This window comes from Hydrotalea lipotrueae (genome assembly GCF_019249625.1).
Taxonomy (GTDB): Bacteria; Bacteroidota; Bacteroidia; order Chitinophagales; family Chitinophagaceae; genus Hydrotalea; species Hydrotalea flava.
On sequence record NZ_JAESDL010000001.1, the window covers coordinates 271,571 to 295,917 of the forward strand.

A 24,347-nucleotide genomic window follows, 5' to 3' on the forward strand; every position below is an offset into this window, starting at 1 on the left:
TATCTCATCTGGAAACAATAAAGTTAATTCATTTATGCGATTTCATGGTTAGAACATTGGCGGATGTGTTCTGTATTGCACAATTGCAGCCTCCATTTTTTGATACACTATTTTTTTTAATATATTAATATCATTTGTTGTGGTATAGTTGCTTACTTCAATGGGTTCCAGAAAAATAGCGCGACTTTTACCGGGTGTTAGTTGCAATAAATGTTCAGGAGGCAATCGTTTAATAGTATCTAAAAAAATAATAGGTTGAATGGGTGTTTGGGTTTCAATGGCTATCCTAAATGCGCCATCATAAAATTCTTTCAGCGGTTTTCCTGTTTCATTAAAGGTTCCTTCCGGAAAAATAAAAATAGAAAGGCCCTGTGTTAATGCATGTTTCAATTCCTGAAAACTTTTGGCTCTTTTTTCTGCACTGCTTCTGTCAACCAAAATCACGGCACATTTATAAATAAAACCAAAAACGGGAATTTTAACCATTTCATATTTGCCCAATACCCTATAGGGTTGTTGCATACACCGCACCAAAGCAGGGATGTCCATGTACGAGGAGTGGTTGGCAACAAAAATATATTGCCTTTTTTGTGTAGAGGTTAATTCATAATAATTTTTATGATGTATGCCAATCAATACGTACCAAATAATGCCCCACAATTTGGCAATTGTATACACCCGATCACCTCCTTCTTTACCAAAAAAAGAAGCAATGGCTACAAAGGGAAATGCAAAGAACATTAATATAATAAATACAATGAGCGCATAAACAGAATAAATGGCTAAAAGTATTTTCTTCATGTACAATTGATATTGATGCTGTGAAATGGCTCCGGATTTTTTTGTAATATTTTTTTTAGATTGAAGCATGAATTTAAACCGGGAAATTTATTTTCAGTGGCAAAATTGCTTTGAAAAAAATATTTATGCAATTTTAACCAAAGTGTTTTTCGGTATGTTTAGCTTTGGAATGGTTCCTTTTTTAAATATGCCATAAAGGGTACTGCCACTGCCGCTCATGGCTGCATATAATGCGCCATTAGCATACAATTCCATTTTTAATTGCTCTAATTGCGGATAGGCTTTAAAAACCGGCGCTTCAAATTGATTAAAAAGTTGGTTTGGCCATGCTTCAATCGGTTGGTCAATGGCATACAACAAATCTGTTTCGGGCAGTTGTGGCTTTATTTGCTGAAATGCCCAGGCTGTGCTGATATGAATAGACGGGTGCAACAAAACAATGCTGTAAGCCTCTAAATGCAGGTGAATGGGTTGCAAGGTTTCACCTCTTTCGGTAGCCAGGGCGGGTTGATTGAAAATAAAAAAAGGACAATCACTACCTAATTGTAAAGCATATTTACTTAACTGATGTTGGGTAATATTCAATTCAAAATATTCATTCAGCAGGCATAAAACCGCTGCTGCATCTGAACTACCGCCACCCAAACCTGCACCCATAGGTATGGCTTTGTGTAAATGCAAGTGAATGGGAGGGATTTTTGGGAAATCGTTCTTTAATAATTCATAAGCCTTGATGCATAAATTATTTTCCTGATTGCCCGGTATTGGTAAACCAGACGTTGTGAAATGTATAGAATTATCCGAAGCTGCATTGTTTGGAATGATTTCTAAAGCATCCTTCCATTGAATAGGATAAAAAATGGTAGCTATATCATGAAAGCCGTCTTCCCTTTTTTTTGTAATGTATAAACCTAAATTGATTTTACAATTTGGAAAAACAACCATTGATTTAGTTTTTTTGAAAGCGCAATTGTATGTTGATTTATTTTCTCCTGTTTATTTCATCACGAATGGCTATGGCTTTTATATAATCTTCGTGGTCTAACACTTCCTTTAATAATTGGTGCAATTCCTCAAGCCCCATTTTAGATAAATCATTTTCAGAAACATTGCTGTTGTCTTCCACACCAACTGCCTCCATTTTTTTCGGTTCTGATGCGGTATCATCCATTAAAATACCTGCATTTTGTAAAATGTGTTCATAAGTATAAATGGGGCAGCCAAACCGAACGGCTAAAGCTAGTGCATCGCTGGTTCTGCTATCAATTTCAATGGTATCGTGTTCAGTAAAACATACCAGATTGGAGTAAAAAATTCCTTCCTGTAAATCATTAATAATCACTTCCTGTAATTCAATGTTAAATGCATTCATGAAGTTTTTCATGAGATCATGTGTTAACGGACGGCTGGGTTTCATATGCTCTAATGCAACAGCAATGGCCTGTGCTTCAAAACCGCCAATTACAATGGGCAGTCTTCGCAAACCATTCACTTCACCTAAAACAACTGCATACGAATGTGTTTGTGTAATGCTGTGAGATAAAGCAACAATTTCCAATTCAATTTTCTTCATATTGACACGAAAATAAAATAAATTTTAAAATTTTCAATAAGTCTGTATTTATGAAAATTTATTTCTGCTTTTTTAAAATGGATTAGATAAATCAATTGTAAAATCTGATTTTTACAACAAATTACAAGATATGAATTTCCCAATTGTTTTAAATCACCGCAAAAATAAATTTTCTGTAAAATTAGGAGGTATTGTTATTGCCATCTTATTTTTTTTCAACTTAGGTATGGCACAACATACACATTTAAAGGTACTGAAAGCATATTCCATTAAAAGTACAGGCGGGTGGGATTATATAGCCATTCATGATGCAACCCAACGTTTATTTGTTTCACACGGTATACAAGTCAATGTGTTAAATGCAGTATCGGGTGATTCCATTGGGATTATTCCAAACACAATTGGGGTACATGGTGTTGCTTTTGTAAATGCATTGAATAAGGGCTATACCAGCAATGGACGTTTGAATAATGTGTATGTGTTTAATTTAAATACACTAAAAGTAGAAGATTCTATTGCAACCGGTGAAAATCCTGATGCCATTTTTTATAATGAAATTACCAAAAAAATTTATACTTGTAATGGAAGAAGTAAAGATATTTCTGTAATAGATCCTTTTACCAATACAGTAATTGCTACCATTCCTGTTGGCGGTAAACCTGAAACTGCAGTTTCTGATGAAAAAGGAAATTTATATGTAAATATTGAAGATAAAAGTGAAATTGTGTTGATTGATGGTGCTACAAATCAAGTAATGCATCATTGGAGTATTGCCCCGGCAGAAGAACCTACGGGATTGGTGTATGATGCAGCCACACATACTTTATTTGCCGGATGCGGTAATAAAATGATGGCAGTTGTAGATGCAAGAAATGGCATTGTAAAAAAAATGGTACCCATTGGTGCCGGCTGTGATGGGGTTGCATTCGATAAAACCTGGAGGCAGGTATATGCTTCAAACGGACAAGATGGAATGCTTTCTATTGTGTCGGCAGATACTTATGCGGTGTTGAATACCATTCCAACCATGAAAACGGCCAGAACCATTGCAGTAAGCGAAAAAACACATCATATTTTTCTGCCTGCCGCAGCAATTGATCATAAATCTGTACCCGGAAAAAGACCAGCAATGCTGCCGGGCAGCTTCAGGGTATTGCTTGTGGGGCAGGAATAAGAAATTTTGTAATGATGATTTAGAGGTTTCTATAAAAAAAAGAATGGCTTTTCTATTTTCACTATAATTTTGGAATTTATTTTTTTGAAGATTTAAATAGTAATTATTGTATAAGCTTGTCATTATTTTGTATGTAGTTATATTGGTGCTGTATATGCTGTTTACCCGACAGCCCGATTATTTTGATGGTGAAATGACGGTTGGAACCATTCATATGCAAACAGATAGTATTACGCACCGGCAAACCCTCTTTGCAAGTTTTGATCTCGGAAAATCAAATTATCATGTAAATGCAGCGTATTCTTTGCGCAATTTACGGGAGGGAGAAAAAGTTGCGGTGATTTATGATACTACCAGGCCACAACGGGCTGCCATTTATGCATGGTGGGGATATTGGCTGCAGTGGGATGAAATAGCAGGTTCTATCATTATTGCGGTTGTTTTATGGAGTGTTGCAGTTCTTTTAACCAATAATCCTACGGAAGAAAGCAGATTGGAACAATTAAAAGAGCCGGATGATAAACCCCAGCGAAAATATAGTTGAGGAAATTATTTCAGGTACCTTTTCAATTCTCTTTCTGCATCTTTTTGTTTAATGCTGTCTCTTTTATCGTGTAATTTTTTTCCTTTTGCCAAACCAATTTCTACTTTAACCAGATTTTTTTCATTCAAAAATATGCGGAGTGGAATGATGGTATAACCTTTGTCTTTTAACTTCATTTCCCATTTTTTCAATTCTCTTTTTTTCAATAGCAATTTTCTGTCATGTACCGCCAAATGATTGTTATGGGTTCCCAATCTATATTCTGCAATATAAATACCCCTAAGCCATAATTCACCATGATCAAAAACACAAAAGGCATCATTAAAACTAACTTTTCCTTCTCTAATGCTTTTTACTTCAGTACCCAGTAAAACAATACCTGCTACTAGCTTGTCTTCAATATAGTAGTTAAAATAGGCCTGCCTGTTGGTCATTTCTTTCGCCATAATCTATCTTTCTTTTTGCAAGCTTGTTCAGTAAAAGCAGGTATGCTATTCAGTAAAATAATGGATGTTAGTTGTTAAACAGTGTAATTAATTCAGCAATTCTGTCTTTCAGGTTTTTCCGGTCAATAATAAAATCGAGGAAACCATGTTCCAATAAGAATTCACTTCTTTGAAAGCCTTCAGGTAAGTCTTTTTTTATGGTTTCTTTTATGACCCTTGGGCCGGCAAAACCAATTAAAGCACCCGGTTCGGCAATGTTTAAATCGCCCAGCATTCCAAAACTGGCAGAAATACCCCCAAATGTGGGATCGGTTAACAATGAAATATAAGGTAGTTTGGCATTGCTAAGCTGCGAAAGTTTGCCGCTTGTTTTGGCTAACTGCATCAGGCTGAATGCGCTTTCCATCATACGTGCACCACCACTCTTTGAAATAACCATGTAAGGTAATTGGTGTGCAATACAATAATCAACTGCTCTGCTGAATTTTTCGCCCATTACACTACCTAATGAACCGCCAATAAACTCAAAATCCATACAGGCTATTACAATTTTTTTACCCTTCACTGCACCCACAGCCACACGCATCGAATCTTTTAAATTGGTTTTTGACCTGATTTCGTCTAAACGTTGTTGATAATTTTTTAAATCGGTAAAGTTTAAAAAATCTTTACTGATAATATTGTCGAAAAGTGGCTCGAATTGTTGTTCATCAAATAAAATATCATAATATTCATCACTTCCTATTCTGTGATGATAGTTACATTTGGGACAAACGTATAATTCTTCTTCTAAATCTTTTGTGGTAGATATATAGTTACAATTGGGGCATTTGCTCCATAAACCTTCCGGGGTTTCTTTTTTGTCTGCTGTAGAGGTTAAAATTCCTTTTTTCCTTCTTTTAAACCAACTTCGTTTAATGCTCTCGTCATCTTTCATTTTATCTTCATCTCCGGTAAGGTTCTGTTCTATATTTTCTTCAAATTCTTTTTTCATGGCTATCATTTTAATATCTGCTTTTGCTACGTACAATGCCCATGAAATATTTATCCCGCCTGAAGAAGGAAACGTAAATCATGGGCATAGTATGTACTTCAATCGGGTGGGTGAAGGTAGCAAAAATAAGGTTGTTTCATGAAACAGTGCTTATTTGGTTGTGGCAATCTTACATAAAATATGTTTACAGGCCTAAAAACAACAATAGCCACCCGAATTTCAGGTGGCTACTGCAATGCTATTCAATTATGCATTTCGGTTAATACAATTCAAATCTTCAAATGCTTCCTGTAAACGGAGAATGAAGTTTTCTTCTCCTTTTCTTAACCAAACACGTGGGTCATAATGCTTTTTGTTAGGCATGTCTGGACCTTCGGGGTTGCCTAACTGGCTTTGCAAATAGCCTTCGTTCTTTTTGTAATTATTTAAAACACCTTCCCAAAAGGCCCATTGCATATCGGTATCAATATTCATTTTGATTACACCGTACCCTATCGCTTCTTGTATTTGCGATTTGGGCGAGCCGCTGCCACCGTGAAAAACAAAGTAAACCGGTTTTTCGGCAGTATGCAGTTGTTGTTGAATGTATACCTGACTGTTGTGTAAAATTTCCGGCCTTAAATGAACATTACCCGGACTGTAAACCCCATGCACATTACCAAATGCGGCAGCAATGGTAAATAAGCTACCTACTTTATGTAATGCTACATAAGCCTGTTCAATTTCTTCGGGTTGAGTATATAATTTGTGGTTTTCTACATCTGAATTATCCACACCGTCTTCCTCACCACCTGTAACACCCAGCTCAATTTCAAGGCTCATACCGAGTGGTTGCATTCTTTTAAAATATTCAACTGAAGTGGAAATGTTATAATCTAATGCTTCTTCTGAAAGATCCAGCATGTGTGAACTGAAAAGCGGTTGTTTTTTTTCTTTATAAAATTGTTCGCCTGCATCTATTAATCCGCTTACCCATGGTAACCATTTTTTTGCAGCATGGTCGGTATGTAAAACAACCGGAACACCATAATATTTTGCAACATTGTGTACGTGTAATGCGCCAGAAATAGCTCCGGCAATATTGGCTTGATAATTATCGTTGGGCATTCCTTTTCCTGCAATAAATTGAGCGCCACTGTTGGAAAACTGAATGATTACGGGTGAATTTACTTTTGCGGCTGTTTCTAAAGTTGCATTGATAGAATTGGTGCCAATGCAGTTTACTGCCGGCATTGCAAATTTATTTTCTTTTGCATCCTGATATAATGCTGCAAGCGCATTGCCAAATAGTACTCCGGGTTGATACTTTTTCATTTTAAATGGTTTGTTGTTGGTTAGTTTGTTCAATCAATTTTGTATAACGTTCTTTTTTACGTATTATGGATGATAAATATACTTTCAATACTACCGTTTTTTTTCATCCTTGGGCAAAGATACTGATAGTTCATAAAAACAATTGTTAGCATTGCTATACAGCATTCAATCATCTTATTATTTTTTTTGTATTTGGTGAATAAGTGCCTGAAAATAGGGTGCACTTTGCAGCAATCGGCTTCCATACCAGCTAAACATTTCCCCATCTACCTGTAATATCAAAGCAGATGGAATGAGTTGTTGAAAATATTGAACATGTTCTGCCTTAAACGGGTAAGGCTCTGAAGAAAGTAGTATTAATTGAGGTCGTGCAGCTTTTATTTGTTCGGCTGAAACTTCAGGATATCTGTTGAGGTCTGCAAACACATTTTCAAATCCGCATTGCATCAGCATTTCGTTGATGAATGTGTTAGATGCAGCAACCATAAATGGCCTGTTCCAAATAAAGTAGGCTGTTTTTAAGGCAGGCGTAATGGCTACAATTTGCGCAAATTTTTGTTGAATTTGCATCACTAATATATTAGCAGGATCTGCTTTATTACAAATAGTACCCAATTGCAATATCATAGAACAGGCATCTTGCAAATTGTTGATATCTGTAACGCAAACCGGAGCAATATGGCTAAAAGCTTCTATTTGCGACTTTTCATTTTCTTCTTTATTGGCAATAATTAAATCGGGAGATAATTGCTCTATTTTTTTAAGATGCAGTTTTTTTGTTCCACCAACTATTGTTTTGCTGCTACGCCAATGTGCCGGATGTATGCAAAATTTGGTGATCCCTACAACTTCGTTTTCTAATCCTAAATGAAATAATAGTTCTGTTTGCGAGGGTACCAGCGAAACAATTCGTTTGGGAGCAATTAATCCCGGTAAAGGAAGTGCCGAGTTGTTTAAAAAAAAATACATGCAACAAAACTAAGCAAATGCCTATCTTCTTTAAACATTACTTAGTTTCAAAATAGTTGATTTTGATAAGCCGTTAATGGTATTTGTACCAGCTTCCGGTATTCACAATGCAAACATTTTCCTGGCTTTCTATCCAATTTTTTTCTACTAATTTTTTAAATCCTGCAAAGGCGGCAGCCCCTTCCGGTGAAAGTAACAAACCTTCAGTTCGGGCTATCTCCCGAATACCTTGTTGTATATCATTTTCAGACACAGTAACGCCGGTGCCTTTGCTTTCATGAATAACCCGCAACATGCTTTTTTCTGCAAAAGGAGTAGGTACAACCAAACCATTGGCAATTGAATAACCTGGTTGAAAGGATTCATTTTTTTTGCCTTTTTCAATCATTTGTATCATGGGATTACAATTTTCTGTTTGTACAATAACCATTCGTGGCTTTTTGGAGGAATTGAGCCATTGCATTTGCTGCATCTCTGCAAAAGCTTTCCACATACCAATTAATCCGGTACCGCCACCGGTGGGATAAATAATGACATCGGGTAATTGCCAGTTGAGTTGTTCGGCTATTTCATAACCTAAGGTTTTTTTGCCCTCTAACCGATAAGGTTCTTTCATGGTGCTCATATCAAATGCGCCGGTTTCGGCTGCTATTTGTTGTACCAATTTTCCGCAATCATGAATAAAGCCATTTACTTCAATCAATTTGGCACCGAACATTTGAACCTCTTCTTTAATCAACATGGCACTCGATTTTGGCATGACCACCGTAGCTTGTATCCCTGCCTTTGCGCAATAGGCACTCATGGCACCACCTGCATTACCGGCCGTTGGTATAATGCAATGTTCAATGCCCAGTTCTTTTGCTTTAGAGATGGCAACACTTAAACCTCTTGCTTTAAAAGAGCCTGTTGGGTTTACACCTTCATCTTTTAAATAAAGCCGGTTTACTGCATATTTTGCGGAAAATTTATGGAGGGTATGCATGGGTGTAAATCCTTCTTCCAGGCTAATTCTGTTGGTTGCATCAAATACGGGCAGCATGGCAGCATAGCGCCATAAATGATGGGGTTGGTTGACTAAATTTTCTTTAGCAGGATGGATGCCATTATATTGGGTAAATAAAGGTTGATTGCAGCAGGATGCATAGGTTTGCTGCTGGTGTATATTGTATATTTTACCGCAATTGGAACAGGTAAGATGGCTGGCTCCTGAAATTGTTTCACTAACTGTTTTCACACTGTAAAACTACAGGTATGTTATAACCAAATGAATGCAAATTCGTTATATGCTATAACTATTTGTGATAAACAGATTGTGCTGTTTTAATCAATAATTTGTTCAAATTGCTGGTTTCTCCCTTACGTTGAATGAAATAAAAGTTACGTACAATACTGAGTCCTTCAAAGTGCAGTTGTTTCAGCTCACCATACTTTAACTCTTTGATAACAGACCGATGTGGCAGAAAACCCAGACAATCAGATTCAATTAAAAAATTCTTCAATGCTTCAGTTCCGCCTAATCTTACTTTAATATTTAAATCGTTGAGTTGTATTTTATGTTTTTCCAGATTTTTTTTTAAAACTGCCAAAGTACCGCTTCCACGTTCTCTGATGGCTAAAGGCATCTGATATAAATCTTTTACCTGGTAATTCTTTTTTTGGGCCCAGATACTTTGCCGACTGCAAACGGCAACCACTTCATCGGTTATAAAAGGCAAATAACTTACATTGGTTAATTGTCCTTTTTCTTCAATAATACCCAGATTAATTTCTTTATTCAGGAGGGCATCCAAAACAATTTCTGTATTTCGGTTCAATAAACTGATGGTTAAATTAGGATGTTGTTCATGAAATATGGATAATACTTTTGGTAAAATATATAAAGCCACGGTGGTACTGGCTCCTAATTTTAAAACCCCTTCTGCCTCCATTGCTTTGGAAAGGGTGGTGATGTCGAAAAGTGTTTGTTCCTGAATACGTTTTACTTCTGTTAACCTTTCAAATAAAAGTTCACCGGCTGGGGTTAGTTCAATATACATTCCGCGCCGATCGAATAATTTGGTTTTATATTGAAATTCGAGTTGCTTTATATGTTTACTGATGGCAGGTTGAGAGATATACATTTCCTCAGCAGCTTTCGAAAAGCTTTTCTGTTTGGCAACTTCTAAAAAAACTTCGTGCTGTGCTGAGAGCATAATATAATTTTAAAAAGTGATTAACGGCCAAGGCTTTGCAAAATATCATATTTGGTAATGATGTGATAATCTCCTTTTTCATCGTTCACCAATACGGCACCGTTGGTTTTATTGATGAGTGCTCCTAATTTTTCAATGGGTGTGGCAATGTCTACAATAGGATAGGAGGGTTCTGTTACTGTTTCAACCATTTGCGATTTGATTTCCGGATTCGAAAACATTTTGATAAATAATCCTCCTTCACTTACAGCGCCTTTAATTTGATTGTCATCCATCACAGGAATGTGTTCAATATCGTATTTTTCCATCAATGCAACAGCATCTGCAACTGTTTGTTGCGGAGATATGGTTACTAATTTTTTGTGTGCCCTGCCATTGATAATGTCTTTACATGTTTTTACTTCTAAAAAACCGCGCTCCATCATCCATTGATCATTGTATATTTTACCTACATACCGGCTGCCATGATCATGGAAAATACACACCACAAAATCATCTTTTTTCAATCGGTTTTTTAATTGCATGAGGCCCTGTAAACAACTGCCGGCGCTGTACCCACAAAATAATCCTTCTTCTTTGGCAATTCTTCTGGCCATAATAGCACCATCTTTATCTGTTACCTGCTCAAAATGATCAATGAAACGCATATCGTAGTTTTTGGGAACAAAATCTTCTCCAAAACCTTCACTGATATAAGGGTGTACATACGACATATCTACTTCTCCCGTTAGATAATAATGCGTCAGCAACGAACCATATACATCTATTGCCCAAACCTGGATATTTGGATTTTTTTCTTTTAAATACATAGCCGTTCCGGTAATGGTGCCACCTGTTCCGGCCGTACATACTAAATGAGTTATTTTCCCATCAGTTTGCTCCCAAATTTCAGGGCCTGTGCTTTCATAATGTGCCTGTCTGTTGGCCAAATTATCATATTGATTCATGTAGCAGGCATTGGGAATTTCAAGACTTAGTCTTTTGGCAACACTGTAATAACTTTTAGGGTCTTCGGGTAAAACATTGGTAGGACAAACAATTACTTCTGCACCAACGGCTTTTAAAATATCTGCCTTTTCTTTACTTTGTTTATCGGTGGTAACAAAAATACATTTATAGCCTTTTACACAGGCCGCTAATGCCAAACCCATACCTGTATTGCCGCTGGTACCCTCAATAATGGTTCCTCCGGGTTTTAATCTGCCTCCCTGCTCAGCTACTTCTATCATTTTTAAAGCCATACGGTCTTTGATAGAATTACCGGGGTTAAAATAATCAACTTTGGCAGCAACAGTACAAGGAAAATCTTTTACAATTTTGTTCAATTGAATCATTGGTGTATTCCCAATGGTTTCTAACACATTTTTTTTAATATTCATCATGGCAAATGTTTGTGCTGCAAATGTAGGTTTTTACTTTTTTGGTAATATATTAACTATTAAAATAATATTATTTAACGAAATGAAAAAGATAATATAGCAAAAATTTTGAATATTGTGTTGGGAGTATGCAGCTAATTTTATTATCTGATTTTTGATAAAAGAGGGAATACTATGCCGTTTTTTAAATAATTTTTATTGTTTTCCCCTATTTTTGTTGCCCTTAACATATAAATATGTTTTACTTAAACTAATAACCAAAGCTAATGACGAACAATTTGTTTTATGCAGTTCCAATCATGGGTATTATAGGTTTGCTGTATACCCTTATTCAATTTAAATGGGTAGCCAAACAAGATGCCGGTACACCCCGAATGAAAGAAATCAGCACGTATATCGCTGAGGGTGCTATGGCATTTTTAAAGGCAGAATGGAAGGTATTGGGTTATTTTGTTGCTTTTGTTGCCATTTTATTGGCATTTATGGCACAGAGTAACGCAAATAGCAATTGGAGTATTGCCATTGCATTTATTTTAGGTGCTGTTTGTAGTGCTGTAGCCGGATTTATTGGTATGCGTATTGCTACTAAAGCAAATGTTCGAACTGCTCAAGCAGCCAGAACCAGCCTTGCTAAAGCATTAAAAGTTTCTTTTACCGGCGGATCTGTAATGGGATTAGGCGTAGCAGGATTGGCTGTATTGGGTCTTGGTGCTTTATTTCTGGTTTTAAAGCAAATTTTTGCGCCAGATGCTGCTTCAACCAGCCTTGAAATGATTAAAACCATTGAGGTGTTAACCGGTTTTTCATTAGGTGCTGAAAGTATTGCATTATTTGCCCGTGTAGGAGGTGGTATTTATACAAAAGCAGCAGATGTTGGCGCCGATTTAGTGGGTAAAGTAGAAGCTGGTATTCCTGAAGATGATCCACGCAATCCGGCAACTATTGCTGATAATGTGGGTGATAATGTGGGTGATGTGGCTGGTATGGGTGCCGATTTATTTGGTTCTTATGTTGCTACCGTTTTGGCTACAATGGTACTGGGTCAGGAAACCATTTCACACGACAACTTTGGTGGATATGGCCCCATCCTATTACCAATGGTAATAGCTGGTGTGGGAATTTTATTTTCAATTATCGGAACTTTCTTTGTTAAAATAAGTGAACATGCCGGCGTAAATACCGCCAATGTTCAAAAAGCGCTAAATATGGGCAACTGGGGCAGTATTGTTTTAACTGCATTGGCCTGTATTGGTTTGGTAACTTATATTTTACCGGAAACAATGGTGTTACGCGGACTTGAATTTACCCGTTGGGGTGTTTTGGGTGCAATTGGTGTAGGATTATTGGTAGGTACTTTAATGAGTATTATTACTGAATATTATACTGCAATGGGCAAAAGACCGGTGCTTAGTATTATTAAACAGTCATCTACCGGACATGCAACCAACGTAATTGGCGGGTTAGCCGTAGGAATGGAAAGTACATTTTTACCCATTTTGGTTTTAGCCGGAGGTATTTGGGGTGCTTATGCCTGTGCGGGCTTATATGGTGTAGCCATTGCTGCTGCAGGCATGATGGCAACTACGGCCATGCAATTAGCCATTGATGCTTTTGGACCAATTGCAGATAATGCAGGGGGTATTGCAGAAATGAGCGAATTACCGGGCGATGTTCGTGAAAAAACAGATGTGTTGGATGCAGTGGGTAATACAACGGCAGCTACCGGAAAAGGCTTTGCGATTGCTTCGGCTGCTTTAACTGCGCTGGCTTTGTTTGCAGCCTATGTTGGAGTGATTAACAACAATGGTTATGAAATGCATGGTATTGATATTTATAAAGCAAAAGTGTTGGCCAGTTTATTTGTTGGCGGCATGATTCCATTTATTTTTTCTTCTTTAGCTATTCGTGCGGTGGGCCAGGCTGCCATGGCTATGGTAGAAGAGGTTCGTCGTCAGTTTAAGAATATTCCAGGCATTATGGAAGGAACCGGTAAGCCGGAATATGATAAATGTGTTGCCATTTCTACCAAAGCATCCATTAAAAAAATGATGTTGCCCGGAGCAATTACTATTATTGCACCTTTGTTAATTGGGTTTATTTTAGGACCTGAAGCTTTAGGCGGATTTTTAGCGGGTGCTACTGTAAGTGGTGTTTTAATGGGTATGTTTCAGAACAATGCAGGTGGAGCTTGGGATAATGCTAAAAAATCTTTTGAAAAAGGAGTTGAAATAAATGGTAAAATGCATTATAAAAAATCTGAGCCTCATAAGGCTTCAGTTACCGGCGATACAGTTGGTGATCCGTTCAAAGATACTTCAGGCCCGTCAATGAATATTTTAATTAAATTGATGTCCATTGTTTCTTTGGTGATTGCACCTACATTGGCCCATTTGCATCAGTCAGACGCCAATACAGTTAAAGCGCAAACCATTGAAATTTCCATCTCAGACAGTACACAAAAAATTTTAGGGCAGGGTTCGTTTTCTACCGGAAGTGATAACACAATGAATGCATTGATGCAGCAATTGCGTAATGATGGTGTAATACAAGGTAATGATGTTAAATTAGAAATTCGCAACAGCAAAATATTTATCAATGGCAAGGAGCAATCTGAAGCTATTATGGAAAAATATAAGGCATTTCTAAAATAACTAACCCAAAATTTTTTTTGCCGTGATATGTGTATATTAGAGGTTGATTTGATATGCTATGCCGCAATTCCCTAATATATTATTACACGCTGTTCCTGCATTTATTCTGCTGATTATTGTAGAAGTGGTGTATGCATATCATATACAAAAGGAATTATACCATGTTAAAGATACTGCCACCAGTATAGTATTGGGTTTAGGGAATCTATTTACCGGTATTCTCACCAAAGCCATTATACTCTTATTTTTCTCCTGGCTATACACCTATCGTATTTTTACCATACCCTATACGGCATGGTGGGCTTGGGTGTTGTTATTTTTCGCAGATGATTTTAGCTATTATTGGTTTCATCGAATGGCACACACCGTACGTTGGTTTTGGGCAAGCCATGTAGTACATCATTCTTCTGAACATTATAATTTGGCTGCTGCTTTGCGACAAACTTGGACAGGTAATTTAACCGGCTCTTTCATTTTTTGGTCGTGGATGCCACTGGTAGGATTTCATCCCGTCATGATCTTACTAATGCAATCGATAAGCTTGTTATATCAGTTTTGGATTCATACCCAAACCGTTCAAAAATTACCCAAATGGGTTGAGTATATTTTTAATACCCCTTCCCATCATCGTGTGCATCATGGTAGCGATATTTTGTACTTAGATAAAAATCATGCCGGTACATTAATTATATGGGATCGTATGTTTGGTACTTTTCAGAAAGAAGTTTTTACCCCAACTTTTGGCCTTCCCAAAAATGTAAATACGTTTAACCCAATTAGAATTGCTTTTTTTGAATGGATTAAAATTGTGGGTGATCTTCGAAAATCGCGCCGCATACAACATATTCTGGGATATCTATTTGGTCCTCCCGGCTGGAGCCATGATGGCAGCAGACAAACTACCAGCGAATTGCGTAAAAGGCAGGCTTCTGCCGAAAAAAAGCTTTAAACTTATTTTATCTTTTCTTTTACAGCGAAGCTGTGTAAATTGCTTACGAATGAAATCGTACCAACTTCAATGATTGTGAAATTGAATACCAAGTTTTAGTGATAAAGTTATCAGTTCAATAGATTTTGTTGGATTGTTCGTTTTTACACCCAAAATTCTCAAGTAAATATGAAAAAAATAAAACCTACCGAAAGTGAGTTAGAAATTTTGCAGATATTATGGCAAAAGGGTAATGCCACCGTTCGAGAAGTGCATGAAGTGCTAAGTTTACACAAAGATTCCGGATACACTACTACTTTAAAACTCATGCAAATTATGTATGAGAAAGGATTGGTGATTCGAAATGATCAAAATAAGACACATATCTATCAGCCGAATGTAAGCAAAGAAAACACCCAGCAACAGTTAGTAGGAAAAATGATACACAGTTTATTTGGGGGTTCGGCAACTGCTTTGGTTATGCAGGCTTTGGGTACAAATAAGCCCAATGCAGAAGAATTACAGGCAATACAAACTTTATTGGATAATTTGAAAAGTGCAAAATAATGGGCATGTTACCTGCTATTTTTACCAATTTAGGAGCAGCTATTGTTTGGAATGTACTGCAGGGTAGTATTGTCTGGTTATTGTTTATGCTCTTTAAAATATTATTTCCCAACAAAGTTGCAATGCATTACAATGTTGCGATAATGGCCATTGCAGGTGTTTTCATTCTCTTTATTTTTTCTTTTATACATTATCTTTCAATTGCTGATCCGGTTGCTAATCAACAATTAATACTGTCTGTTTTTATTGTTGAGTCCTTAAATGGGGTAACCCAGGCAACAAATAAACCCATTTTTTATTATGTTTTTAATGCAATAGCAGGAATCTATATGGTATGGTTGGTGGTACAGCTGATTAGATGGCCATTAATTTTTCGGCAGCATAAAAATTTATTAGCAAATACATTGCAACCGTTACCGGAAGAATTTATAAAGTTTATTGAAACAAAAAAACAGTGGCTGCATTTAAAAAAGTCTATTCGACTTTTTATAATTTCAGGTATTAAAAGCCCCATGACTATTGGATTTTTTAAACCATTTATTTTATTGCCGATTGCAGGAATTACACATTTGTCAACTACAGCGGTTGAAGCAATTTTGTTGCATGAGTTGGCACACATTAAGCGGAATGATTATCTCATCAATATCTTAGTTCAGCTGTTACAGTCAATCATCTGGTTTAATCCTTTTGCCAGATTATTGGTGAAGGAAATGGAACGCAGCAGAGAAATTTGTTGTGATGAATATGTGTTGCAACAAAAGTATGAACCGTTATTGTATGCTGAAACCTTGTTGCAATTAGCCCGAATATCACAAAATTATTCCTTGCCCGTTTTATCGATGCCGGCTGTGCAGCATAAGGGTGAATTGTTGTTTCGAATTAAACATATATTGTATGCGAATAAGCGTGCAGTATATTCAGGTCGTTTGGTATTTAGATGGCTGTCTGTTTTAGTTTTCATGATGGCAGGGTTTGTATTTGTGTATACCATGCAATTAACGCAGCCTTTAGTGGTATTGCATCCGAATGAGATGGTGCAGCAAAATCAACTATTTATTCATACAGTTGCTGATAAGAATAGTATTCTTCAGCCCTCTAAAATTTCAATGGAACCTGTACATCGTACATACAAAAAACAAAAAATAAAGCTACATTCAGACAAGAAAATGATTGCTGTTTCAAAATCTGCAACTTCCTATCTGCCTAAAGTAACTGTGCCTGTTTCAAACCTGATTATTGACCAGTCTTTGCCTGTTGTTCAAACAGAAAATAAAGCTGCATCAACATTGCCTGAAGGCACTTCATTCATTCAAACAAAAAATTTGTTTTCTACAAATTCAAACCAACAAAATAGTGCTAAAATATATTTTAATCTATTCAGGCTCACTACTTCACAATCCATTTTAAAATTGTTTGCCGCAGATGATATAAACCAGCATGCACTGAAATTTTTCGCAAGTATTCAACATCAACGGCATTTAATAAAGACTACTGCTCTGAAATGGTGGATGAAAGCACTCTTGTATCAAATGCAACAGCAACAGATTGAGTTACAATCCATACATCAATTCATTCCCGTTATGGCTCATCAATACATTTCTAATGAAAATGCCTGTATTTTAAATATTTCTGCATGTCAGGTGTTTTTGGTTCAAGTACAAAAAAGTAATTGGTGCAAAGAATTTGAGCCTGGATATTTTATGTTACTGATTATGAATCCTGCTAATAATGAAATGCCTGAAGAGGATTATGTGTATTGGTTTTCTAATCAATCTGATGGGTTTGAAGAGCCATTGCCCATCATGAATGATACTGCCTATGATGTTGTTTCATTCAATTAAATGATAAAATTTAATATCGCTCACCACAGTCTTCTGGGGCACCAGTCAGCATAACGATTGTTTAATAAAAAGCCAATCAAAATTTCATGGGTACCACTACTAATAGTTCCTAATGCTGAGGTAGTGTAATCATATGAATAACCAATATTTACAGATTGATTTAAATTGATGCCTAACATGGCTGCAAATCCATTTTTATAACGCAATGATGCGCCTGCCCACAATAAATCCTTGTATTGCAATTTCACATTCACATCTATCCCCAATGGCAATGGTAGAATATATCGGATTTGGAAGGAAGGAAGTGCACTGATATCGTCAGAAAGGCTATACCGATAGCCGGCGGTAAAAAACAAATGGGGCACCAATTTGCCCGGAACAATACCAACAGGATGATTGGAAAAATAAATCTGGTCGGGAATCATTTGCTGTGCAGATAATCCCAAAAAATAATTGGCTGCATATAACCACAAACCGGCACTGATATCCGGTTTTATCCGGTTAATGGTGTTGGCATTGGTTACTGCCGGATCAATCGGTACAGCAAAATTTAGATTGGACGTATTTAAACTGAGTTGCGAAATGCCGGCTGATATTCCGGCAGACAAATTGGTGTTAGGAGTTAATCCTACATGATAGGCATAAGTAGCATAAGCAGCAAAACGGTTCAGTGATCCGGCCTTGTCGTTCAGAATGGTTAAACCAACGCCTGCATGGGCGGGTGCGCTGGTGTAATTTCGCCAATAGGCATTGCCACGAGGGTTTTCGCCAGGGGTATGGTAGCCGGTTGCAGTTTTTTCAGGAAAGCTGCTTTTATGCAATGGCCCCTGAATGGTGAAATAAGTAGTAACAGGTGCATCTGTTAAACCTTCCCATTGAATACGGTGACTCAATTTTACATCGGTATAATTTTCAATTCCGGCAACTGCCGGATTAATAATAAAATTGTTTAAAATGTATTGCGTATAATAGGGTCTTTGTTGTGCTGATGCTGCAACAAAGAAAAAAGGAAATGCTACTAAAATGAATAGGCGAAGCTTCATTATTATTCAGACCCGAATGTATTATAAATTCAGGGAATTATCTACAAAAAAACAATAATCTGATGAGAATCAAATACAAAAAATCTAAATCATCAAATTATTCTTCAATGCGGGAAGTGTCTGACTGGCCGGAGAAAACTGAAGTCATTTTTCTGGCACTGTAAATGTTTCGATTATACCTATTTCCTAATATAATTAAAGTGGCCGTATCATTAATTAATCGGGTAAATACGGTATTATTGCCATGCCACCAGCCATTATGGTAAATAATTGGGCCATTACTGCCATCTAACAACATACGCCATCCCAAACCATAATTGTGGTTCGATTTAATTTCAAGGCTTCTTGGCTCAAATGCCATTGAGAGTGTTTGTGGTTTTACAAAACTGCCTTCATACAAGGCTTTATCCCATAAAAGCATGTCTCTTACCGTACTGTACACATTTTTATCACCATAAATACAATCTAATTTTTCTAATTTAAATGGTGCTTTATTGGGTTGAAAAGAAGGTATATACCGATTGGTATCTGCAATACTGAATACATACGTATGCTTCATGCCCAAAACATTAAACACACTGTCTTTCATGTATTGCGGAAAAGGCATTTTGGTAATTTTTTCAATAATCAATGCCAGTAGTGCATAATTGGTGTTACAGTAATGAAATTTTTTATTGGGCAAGGAAAGGATAGCGGGTTGATGTGCAATCATATAGTTTAATACATCCTGATTGGTTTGAAAGCCTTTTACTTCATTCCCGGAAGGAACCAGATGTACAATTTTAATTCTTTTCCCTCTTTTGTTTCTTGCATAAGAAACCACTGCTTTCTTTTCATCCATGAAATAAACATAATTGGGAAGTCCGCTTCGGTGCGATAGTAAATCAGTTACGGTTATATTACGATAAGGAAAACTTGGGAAAAATTTTTGTATGGTATCGGTTAGTTCAATTCTGCCTTGCTCCCATAATCGCAGAAGTGTCATGGCAGTAAAAGTTTTTGAAATTGAGGCCAAATGAAAAGGATCATCGGGTGTTATTTTTTCATTTGTTTTAAAATTGTAATAACCATTGTAATCTTCAAAAACCACTTCGCCGTTCTTCGCCATTAAAATGGCGCCATTAAAATCTTTATCTAATAAATTTTTTTTATACAATGAGGAAATGGCATTTGCATAGGCTTGTTTCTGTTGCGGGGTCAGTGTATCGAAATGAAAAGTAACTGGTGCAATAGCTTGCTGTATGGCATTTTTTTCTTTCTGCGATTTGCAGGATAAAAACAACAATGTAAACAGAGATGAAAGTATCAATAATTTGTGCATGCCTCAATGGTTTCAAAAGGCGCAAATATAAAGGATAATGTGCCGAGTTTCGTTAAGCAAAAACAAAAGTAAAATTTGCATCAACTATTAATTGGAGAATATAATTTAATTTAGCAGCTATGAATAAGCAAACAACCAACCCAACCAGTTACCCCAAAGAAAAAATTAACATACTGCTTTTAGAAAACATCAGTGATAAAGCAGTGCAATATTTTAAACAAAGCGGGTATGTAAACGTTAAAAAATTAAATGGTGCTTTAAGTGAAGAACAATTAATAGATGCGGTAAAAAATGTACATCTGTTAGGCATTCGGTCTAAAACCAAAATAACAGAAAATGTATTAAAAGCCGCAACAAAATTACAGGCCATAGGATGTTTTTGTATTGGCGTAAATCAGGTAAACCTGAAAGCAGCAACCGATAATGGGGTAGTAGTGTTTAATGCGCCTTACAGCAATACAAGAAGTGTGGCCGAATTGGTAATTGCATTATCAATTATGTTGATAAGAAGAATTCCGGATAAAAATAAAGCAGCTCATGAAGGTATTTGGCTCAAAGAGTCGAAGGGCAGTTTTGAATTACGGGGTAAAACATTGGGTATTATTGGCTATGGAAATATTGGTTCGCAGGTAAGCGTTTTGGCCGAAGCAATGGGTATGCAGGTTCGTTTTTATGATATTGAAAACAAGTTGCCATTAGGTAATGCCATTGCCTGTAAAAGCATGAAAGAATTGGTGGGTATAGCCGATATTATTACCCTGCATGTTCCGGAAACACCACAAACCAAAAATCTGATTACAAAAGCGGTCATTAAAAATTTTAAACCGGGCACCATTTTAATTAATTATGCACGTGGTGAAGTGGTTGATTTGAAAGCGTTGGCAGAAGCAATAAAAGCCGGTGCAGTTGGCGGAGCTGCCATTGATGTATTCCCATGGGAACCAGAAAAAAGCGGCGATCATTTTGAAACGCCTTTGCAGGGGTTACCCAATGTAATTCTAACGCCACATATTGGTGGTTCCACCGAAGAAGCGCAGGAAAACATTGGTGAAGATGTAAGTGTTAAATTGTTTAATTACCTTGAAAGAGGTATTACCAATGGCTCACATACCGTTCCTGCCATTAGTTTGCCTCCTATAGATGGCGCACATCGTATTTTACACATTCACAGAAATAAACCTGGTGTATTAAGTGCCATCAATAGTGCTTTGGCGAGTCATCATATTAATATCGTTGGCCAATACTTAAAAACAAATGATGCCATTGGTTATGTTGTATTGGATGTAGATAAAAAATTATCTAATAAAGCAGCGGCATTATTAAAAGAGGTAAAAGATACCATTAAAGTGAGAATGTTGTACTAATATCATCACCACGATATGAGGAACAGATGATGGTAGCAAACGGATAATCAGGCTTACCTGCGAGCTTCAGCATCTACAATACTTAAATTTTTTATGAAACGTATTGCTGCTATTGTAGTTTGTATCATTTTAGGTTGTATAATCAGCCGGAATGCATTGGCCTATACCCTTAAAGGTATAGTTATCAATGCTGTTACACATCAGCCAGTTAGTGGTGTATATATTTATGTGAATCAGTCAACCTATCTTACCATCACCAATAGTGCCGGTCAGTTTGATTTGGATAATATTACTGGTATTGAAGCTGATTTGATTGCTACCAAAGCAGGTTTTGAAACCTTAACTTATCATATTACCACTCAAAAAATTCCAACGCAAATCCGATTTGAAATGACGCAGTTGGATACTGCCCGTTTTAATGTATGGATAGGTTCCGGTACTGCAAATGGGAAAGAGTGGTTTCAGTTATTCCAAAACTTTTTTATGGGCCATGCGGACTATGCTGCTCAATGTGAAATTTTGAATTCTGATGCATTGAAATTTAAATGGAACGATTCTACACAAATTTTAGATGTGCTGGCTGATGGCCCCCTCATGGTGAGTAATGAGGCGCTGGGTTATATGTTATTGATGAATTTGGAAAGTTTTAAGATGAATAAAAATGGCGACATGGTGTATGATGGCACGATTGCATTTAAGCCGCTGCATTCACAAAGTTTAGATATTAAAAATAAATGGATAGAAAATAGAAAACAAAACTATCCAACCAGTCAGATTGCTTTTTGGAAAAGCCTGTATAATGACAGTTTGCATCAAAATGGTTTTACTGTTCAATTTATACAACGCATTTTTGAAAATGAATCTGGTTATGCCAGTGCTGTTGCTAATAAAAAAAATACAACAGGTATGCAATCTTTAAAAGAAGGAAATACCATTGTTAAGAAAAAGTTTGTTGATGTTGCTGCAACCGGTGCACAGAATTTGTTATCTAATTTCCTGAAAAAGAATCAAGATAATCTTGCTGTATTATTGGCCTCACAGCACATTATGGAGGTAAAATATAAAAAAACAGATGCATGGGAACCGATTGACAGATCCAATGGGTTTAATCCATTTACCAGCTCATTAGCAGAAAGCTATTCGTACATTATTTTCTCTGATAATCCGGTTTATATTGCCAATACCGGATATTCTTTTCCATCTTCTGATTATTGGGTAATTGGTGATTGGAACTGGATGGGCTTATCCACTGCCATGCCTTATGATTATGGGTTGTAAAAATTAATTAGCATGTGTTAACATTGTTGCAGTATTTGTTTTAATGCTGCAATTTCTGATGCATCTACCATTATTCTTTCGCTTTTGTCCTGCATGGCATCTACCCAAAATTGCATGGGCGATGGTTCCAATTTTTTTGCACTGCTATGCACTTCATCTGTTCCGGTAAATAAAAGCAACTCCTCCAGATTACTGCTTCTAATACCTCCTCCCGGCACAATCACAATTCTGTCTGACGCTGCTACAATTAGTTTTTGTATTAATGCTTTTCCCAATAAAGCATTGGGCTGTTGTCCACTGGTTAAAATACGCTGACAACCACATTGAATAATATTTTCCATGGCTTCCAATGGTTGTTTGCACCGATCAAATGCCCGGTGAAAGGTAACTTCCATTGGGTAAGCCAACGCTGCTAATTGCTGTGTTCTTGCTATATCAATACTGCCGTCGGTTTTTAAAATGCCAATTACTACGCCATCAAAACCCATTTGCTTGCAAAGTTTAACATCTGCCTGCATGGCTGCAAACTCTGCATCAGTGTACACAAAATCTCCGGCTCTTGGGCAAATCATTACGAAAAGTGGCAGATCAATCTTTTGTCGAACCGTTTTTAAATATCCATAGGAAGGAGTAGTGCCGCCATTTTCATAGTTTTCACATAATTCAAGTCGATTGGCACCGGCTTTATAAGCAGCGATAGCAGACTCAATTGAGAAAACCGCTATTTCAATTAGTTTCATTTATGGTAATATAAATTTTGCGTCTTCTAAAAAGTTTTTATCATCTGCAAAACAAACTGCATAATTAAATCCTTTCTGTAAACAATAGCCGCCATATTCTCCTTTTTTATTCAGAGCCACAAAACCTATTTGAATTTCTTTTGCTTTACTGCCTTTAATTTTTGCAATTCTTTCAACCGCCATTTTACAGGCTTGTTCCGGCGGCCATCCCTGCCGCATCAGTTCAACCACTGTATGCGAACCACAAATTCTAATGATATCTTCCCCCTGGCCGGTAGCAGCAGCAGCGCCTACCTCGTTATCCACAAATAAGCCGGCACCAATTAGCGGCGAATCGCCTACACGGCCATGCATTTTAAAGGCCTGACCACTGGTGGTACAGCTACCGCTTAAATTGCCGGCACTGTCTAACGCCAACATAGCAATGGTATCATGATTCCATTGTCCGGTTTCTAATTTTGCGGGAACCGAAGTGGGCACAAAAGAAGTTTTTCCTTCATTCCGTTCAATGTTGATAATAGGTTTATATTCACTTTTTTTCAGCCAGTTTTCATAAGCTTTTTTGGCTTCATTGCTAAGTTGCTCCGGTTCCAAAATAAAGCCTTCGGCAATGGCAAACTGTTGGGCTCCTTCACCAGCCAATAAAACATGAGGTGTTTTCTCCATTACCCTTCTGGCTACTGAAATGGGATGCTTAATGCGTTGCAAACAGGCAACCGCACCGCAGTTAAAATTTTCATCCATAATAGAGGCATCTAATGTAACATAGCCATCTCTGTCAGGATTGGCACCTAACCCTACACAACAATTGATGGATGATTCAGTAACCATTACCCCTTTTTCAACTGCATCCAATGCACGTCCGTTATTTTTTAAAATAAGCCATGCGGCTTTATTGGCGGCAATACCCGCATCCCAGGTAGCAATAACAATTGGTTTTTTAACCGGCCCGGCAAAGCCCGACAGCCTGTTTTTCGGCATAGCCAATGCAGTCAATCCTAAAGAACTCAGCGATAAAAAATTTCTTCTTTCCACAATAAAAAATTTAGTTTGTCTGAAGTAGTAATTTGTTGATTTAAAGATAACACATTCAGTACTATCATCATCGGGATATTGATGCATGTCAGCAATGTTTTCATGATTTTCTTTTCTGAAAAGGTAAATGAACCCTTTTAAACAGGTGTACCTTTACAAAAGCAGCGGAGTGTGGCAAGCAACTGATTAT

General features: G+C 36.9%; 22 protein-coding genes. 8 read left to right on the forward strand and 14 right to left on the reverse strand.

The features are described from left to right. Positions 1 to 48 precede the first annotated feature (48 nt). From JK139_RS01230 to JK139_RS01240, 3 genes are all read right to left on the reverse strand, one after another. Entirely contained in the window at positions 49 to 801 is a 753-nt protein-coding gene (locus JK139_RS01230; RefSeq protein WP_218330391.1) for a lysophospholipid acyltransferase family protein, read from the reverse strand. Between the two features lie 123 nt (positions 802 to 924). Continuing rightward, on the reverse strand, positions 925 to 1,746 hold the full coding sequence (gene ispE / locus JK139_RS01235; protein WP_218330392.1) for a 4-(cytidine 5'-diphospho)-2-C-methyl-D-erythritol kinase: 822 nt from the start codon (positions 1,744 to 1,746) through the stop codon (positions 925 to 927). A 37-nt stretch (positions 1,747 to 1,783) separates the two neighbouring features. Then, positions 1,784 to 2,374 (reverse strand): bifunctional nuclease family protein, encoded by a 591-nt coding sequence (locus JK139_RS01240; protein ID WP_068241142.1) that lies wholly within the window; start codon positions 2,372 to 2,374, stop codon positions 1,784 to 1,786. A 130-nt stretch (positions 2,375 to 2,504) separates the two neighbouring features. Between JK139_RS01240 and JK139_RS01245 the strand changes: the two genes are divergently transcribed. Together JK139_RS01245 and JK139_RS01250 are read left to right on the forward strand one after the other, a co-directional pair. Next, positions 2,505 to 3,548 (forward strand): YncE family protein, encoded by a 1,044-nt coding sequence (locus JK139_RS01245; RefSeq protein WP_218330393.1) that lies wholly within the window; start codon positions 2,505 to 2,507, stop codon positions 3,546 to 3,548. Positions 3,549 to 3,654: 106 nt separating this feature from the next. Beyond that, the gene (locus JK139_RS01250; protein ID WP_218330394.1) at positions 3,655 to 4,092 is read left to right on the forward strand and encodes a DUF3592 domain-containing protein; all 438 of its coding nucleotides are present in this window, start codon (positions 3,655 to 3,657) and stop codon (positions 4,090 to 4,092) included. A gap of 5 nt (positions 4,093 to 4,097) precedes the next feature. On the opposite strand, the gene smpB is transcribed toward JK139_RS01250, so the two are convergent. The 7 genes from smpB to JK139_RS01285 form a co-directional block, all read right to left on the reverse strand. After that, the gene (gene smpB / locus JK139_RS01255; protein ID WP_074417891.1) at positions 4,098 to 4,538 is read right to left on the reverse strand and encodes an SsrA-binding protein; all 441 of its coding nucleotides are present in this window, start codon (positions 4,536 to 4,538) and stop codon (positions 4,098 to 4,100) included. A 67-nt stretch (positions 4,539 to 4,605) separates the two neighbouring features. Further along, entirely contained in the window at positions 4,606 to 5,532 is a 927-nt protein-coding gene (gene accD / locus JK139_RS01260; protein WP_081299098.1) for an acetyl-CoA carboxylase, carboxyltransferase subunit beta, read from the reverse strand. A gap of 246 nt (positions 5,533 to 5,778) precedes the next feature. After that, a complete protein-coding gene (gene fbaA / locus JK139_RS01265) occupies positions 5,779 to 6,846 on the reverse strand; it encodes a class II fructose-bisphosphate aldolase (protein WP_218330395.1) in 1,068 nt (355 codons plus the stop codon). A 177-nt stretch (positions 6,847 to 7,023) separates the two neighbouring features. Then, a complete protein-coding gene (locus JK139_RS01270; protein WP_074419859.1) occupies positions 7,024 to 7,815 on the reverse strand; it encodes an ABC transporter substrate-binding protein in 792 nt (263 codons plus the stop codon). A gap of 73 nt (positions 7,816 to 7,888) precedes the next feature. Next, positions 7,889 to 9,052, reverse strand: a complete 1,164-nt coding sequence (locus tag JK139_RS01275; RefSeq protein ID WP_074419858.1) for a threonine synthase — start codon at positions 9,050 to 9,052, stop codon at positions 7,889 to 7,891. Between the two features lie 58 nt (positions 9,053 to 9,110). Continuing rightward, positions 9,111 to 10,010, reverse strand: a complete 900-nt coding sequence (locus JK139_RS01280; protein WP_074419857.1) for a LysR family transcriptional regulator — start codon at positions 10,008 to 10,010, stop codon at positions 9,111 to 9,113. Between the two features lie 20 nt (positions 10,011 to 10,030). Beyond that, on the reverse strand, positions 10,031 to 11,392 hold the full coding sequence (locus JK139_RS01285) for a pyridoxal-phosphate dependent enzyme (protein ID WP_074419856.1): 1,362 nt from the start codon (positions 11,390 to 11,392) through the stop codon (positions 10,031 to 10,033). A gap of 263 nt (positions 11,393 to 11,655) precedes the next feature. Here JK139_RS01285 and JK139_RS01290 point away from each other — a divergent pair, with 263 nt between their 5' ends. From JK139_RS01290 to JK139_RS01305, 4 genes are all read left to right on the forward strand, one after another. Then, on the forward strand, positions 11,656 to 14,040 hold the full coding sequence (locus JK139_RS01290; protein ID WP_074417897.1) for a sodium-translocating pyrophosphatase: 2,385 nt from the start codon (positions 11,656 to 11,658) through the stop codon (positions 14,038 to 14,040). 58 nt (positions 14,041 to 14,098) lie between these two features. After that, a complete protein-coding gene (locus JK139_RS01295) occupies positions 14,099 to 14,989 on the forward strand; it encodes a sterol desaturase family protein (RefSeq protein ID WP_218330396.1) in 891 nt (296 codons plus the stop codon). 168 nt (positions 14,990 to 15,157) lie between these two features. Further along, positions 15,158 to 15,535, forward strand: a complete 378-nt coding sequence (locus tag JK139_RS01300) for a BlaI/MecI/CopY family transcriptional regulator (RefSeq protein WP_074417899.1) — start codon at positions 15,158 to 15,160, stop codon at positions 15,533 to 15,535. A 5-nt stretch (positions 15,536 to 15,540) separates the two neighbouring features. Continuing rightward, positions 15,541 to 17,376 (forward strand): M56 family metallopeptidase, encoded by a 1,836-nt coding sequence (locus JK139_RS01305; RefSeq protein ID WP_218330397.1) that lies wholly within the window; start codon positions 15,541 to 15,543, stop codon positions 17,374 to 17,376. Positions 17,377 to 17,396: 20 nt separating this feature from the next. Here the strand turns inward: JK139_RS01305 and JK139_RS01310 are convergent, their stop codons facing one another. Continuing rightward, positions 17,397 to 18,419: a PorP/SprF family type IX secretion system membrane protein gene (locus JK139_RS01310; protein WP_218330398.1), complete on the reverse strand. Its 1,023-nt coding sequence runs from the start codon at positions 18,417 to 18,419 to the stop codon at positions 17,397 to 17,399. A 97-nt stretch (positions 18,420 to 18,516) separates the two neighbouring features. After that, positions 18,517 to 19,740 carry a serine hydrolase domain-containing protein gene (locus JK139_RS01315; RefSeq protein WP_218330399.1) on the reverse strand — a complete coding sequence of 408 codons (1,224 nt, stop codon included), beginning with the start codon at positions 19,738 to 19,740 and terminating at the stop codon, positions 18,517 to 18,519. Positions 19,741 to 19,859: 119 nt separating this feature from the next. Here JK139_RS01315 and serA point away from each other — a divergent pair, with 119 nt between their 5' ends. Next, positions 19,860 to 21,104 (forward strand): phosphoglycerate dehydrogenase, encoded by a 1,245-nt coding sequence (gene serA, locus JK139_RS01320; RefSeq protein WP_074417902.1) that lies wholly within the window; start codon positions 19,860 to 19,862, stop codon positions 21,102 to 21,104. 93 nt (positions 21,105 to 21,197) lie between these two features. Next, complete coding sequence (locus JK139_RS01325; RefSeq protein WP_074417903.1) at positions 21,198 to 22,382, forward strand: carboxypeptidase-like regulatory domain-containing protein; 1,185 nt, start codon at positions 21,198 to 21,200, stop codon at positions 22,380 to 22,382. Positions 22,383 to 22,399: 17 nt separating this feature from the next. Here JK139_RS01325 and JK139_RS01330 read toward each other — a convergent pair whose 3' ends face one another. Continuing rightward, complete coding sequence (locus tag JK139_RS01330) at positions 22,400 to 23,122, reverse strand: copper homeostasis protein CutC (RefSeq protein ID WP_074419855.1); 723 nt, start codon at positions 23,120 to 23,122, stop codon at positions 22,400 to 22,402. After that, positions 23,123 to 24,244, reverse strand: a complete 1,122-nt coding sequence (locus tag JK139_RS01335) for a N(4)-(beta-N-acetylglucosaminyl)-L-asparaginase (RefSeq protein ID WP_081301261.1) — start codon at positions 24,242 to 24,244, stop codon at positions 23,123 to 23,125. Positions 24,245 to 24,347: the final 103 nt, after the last annotated feature.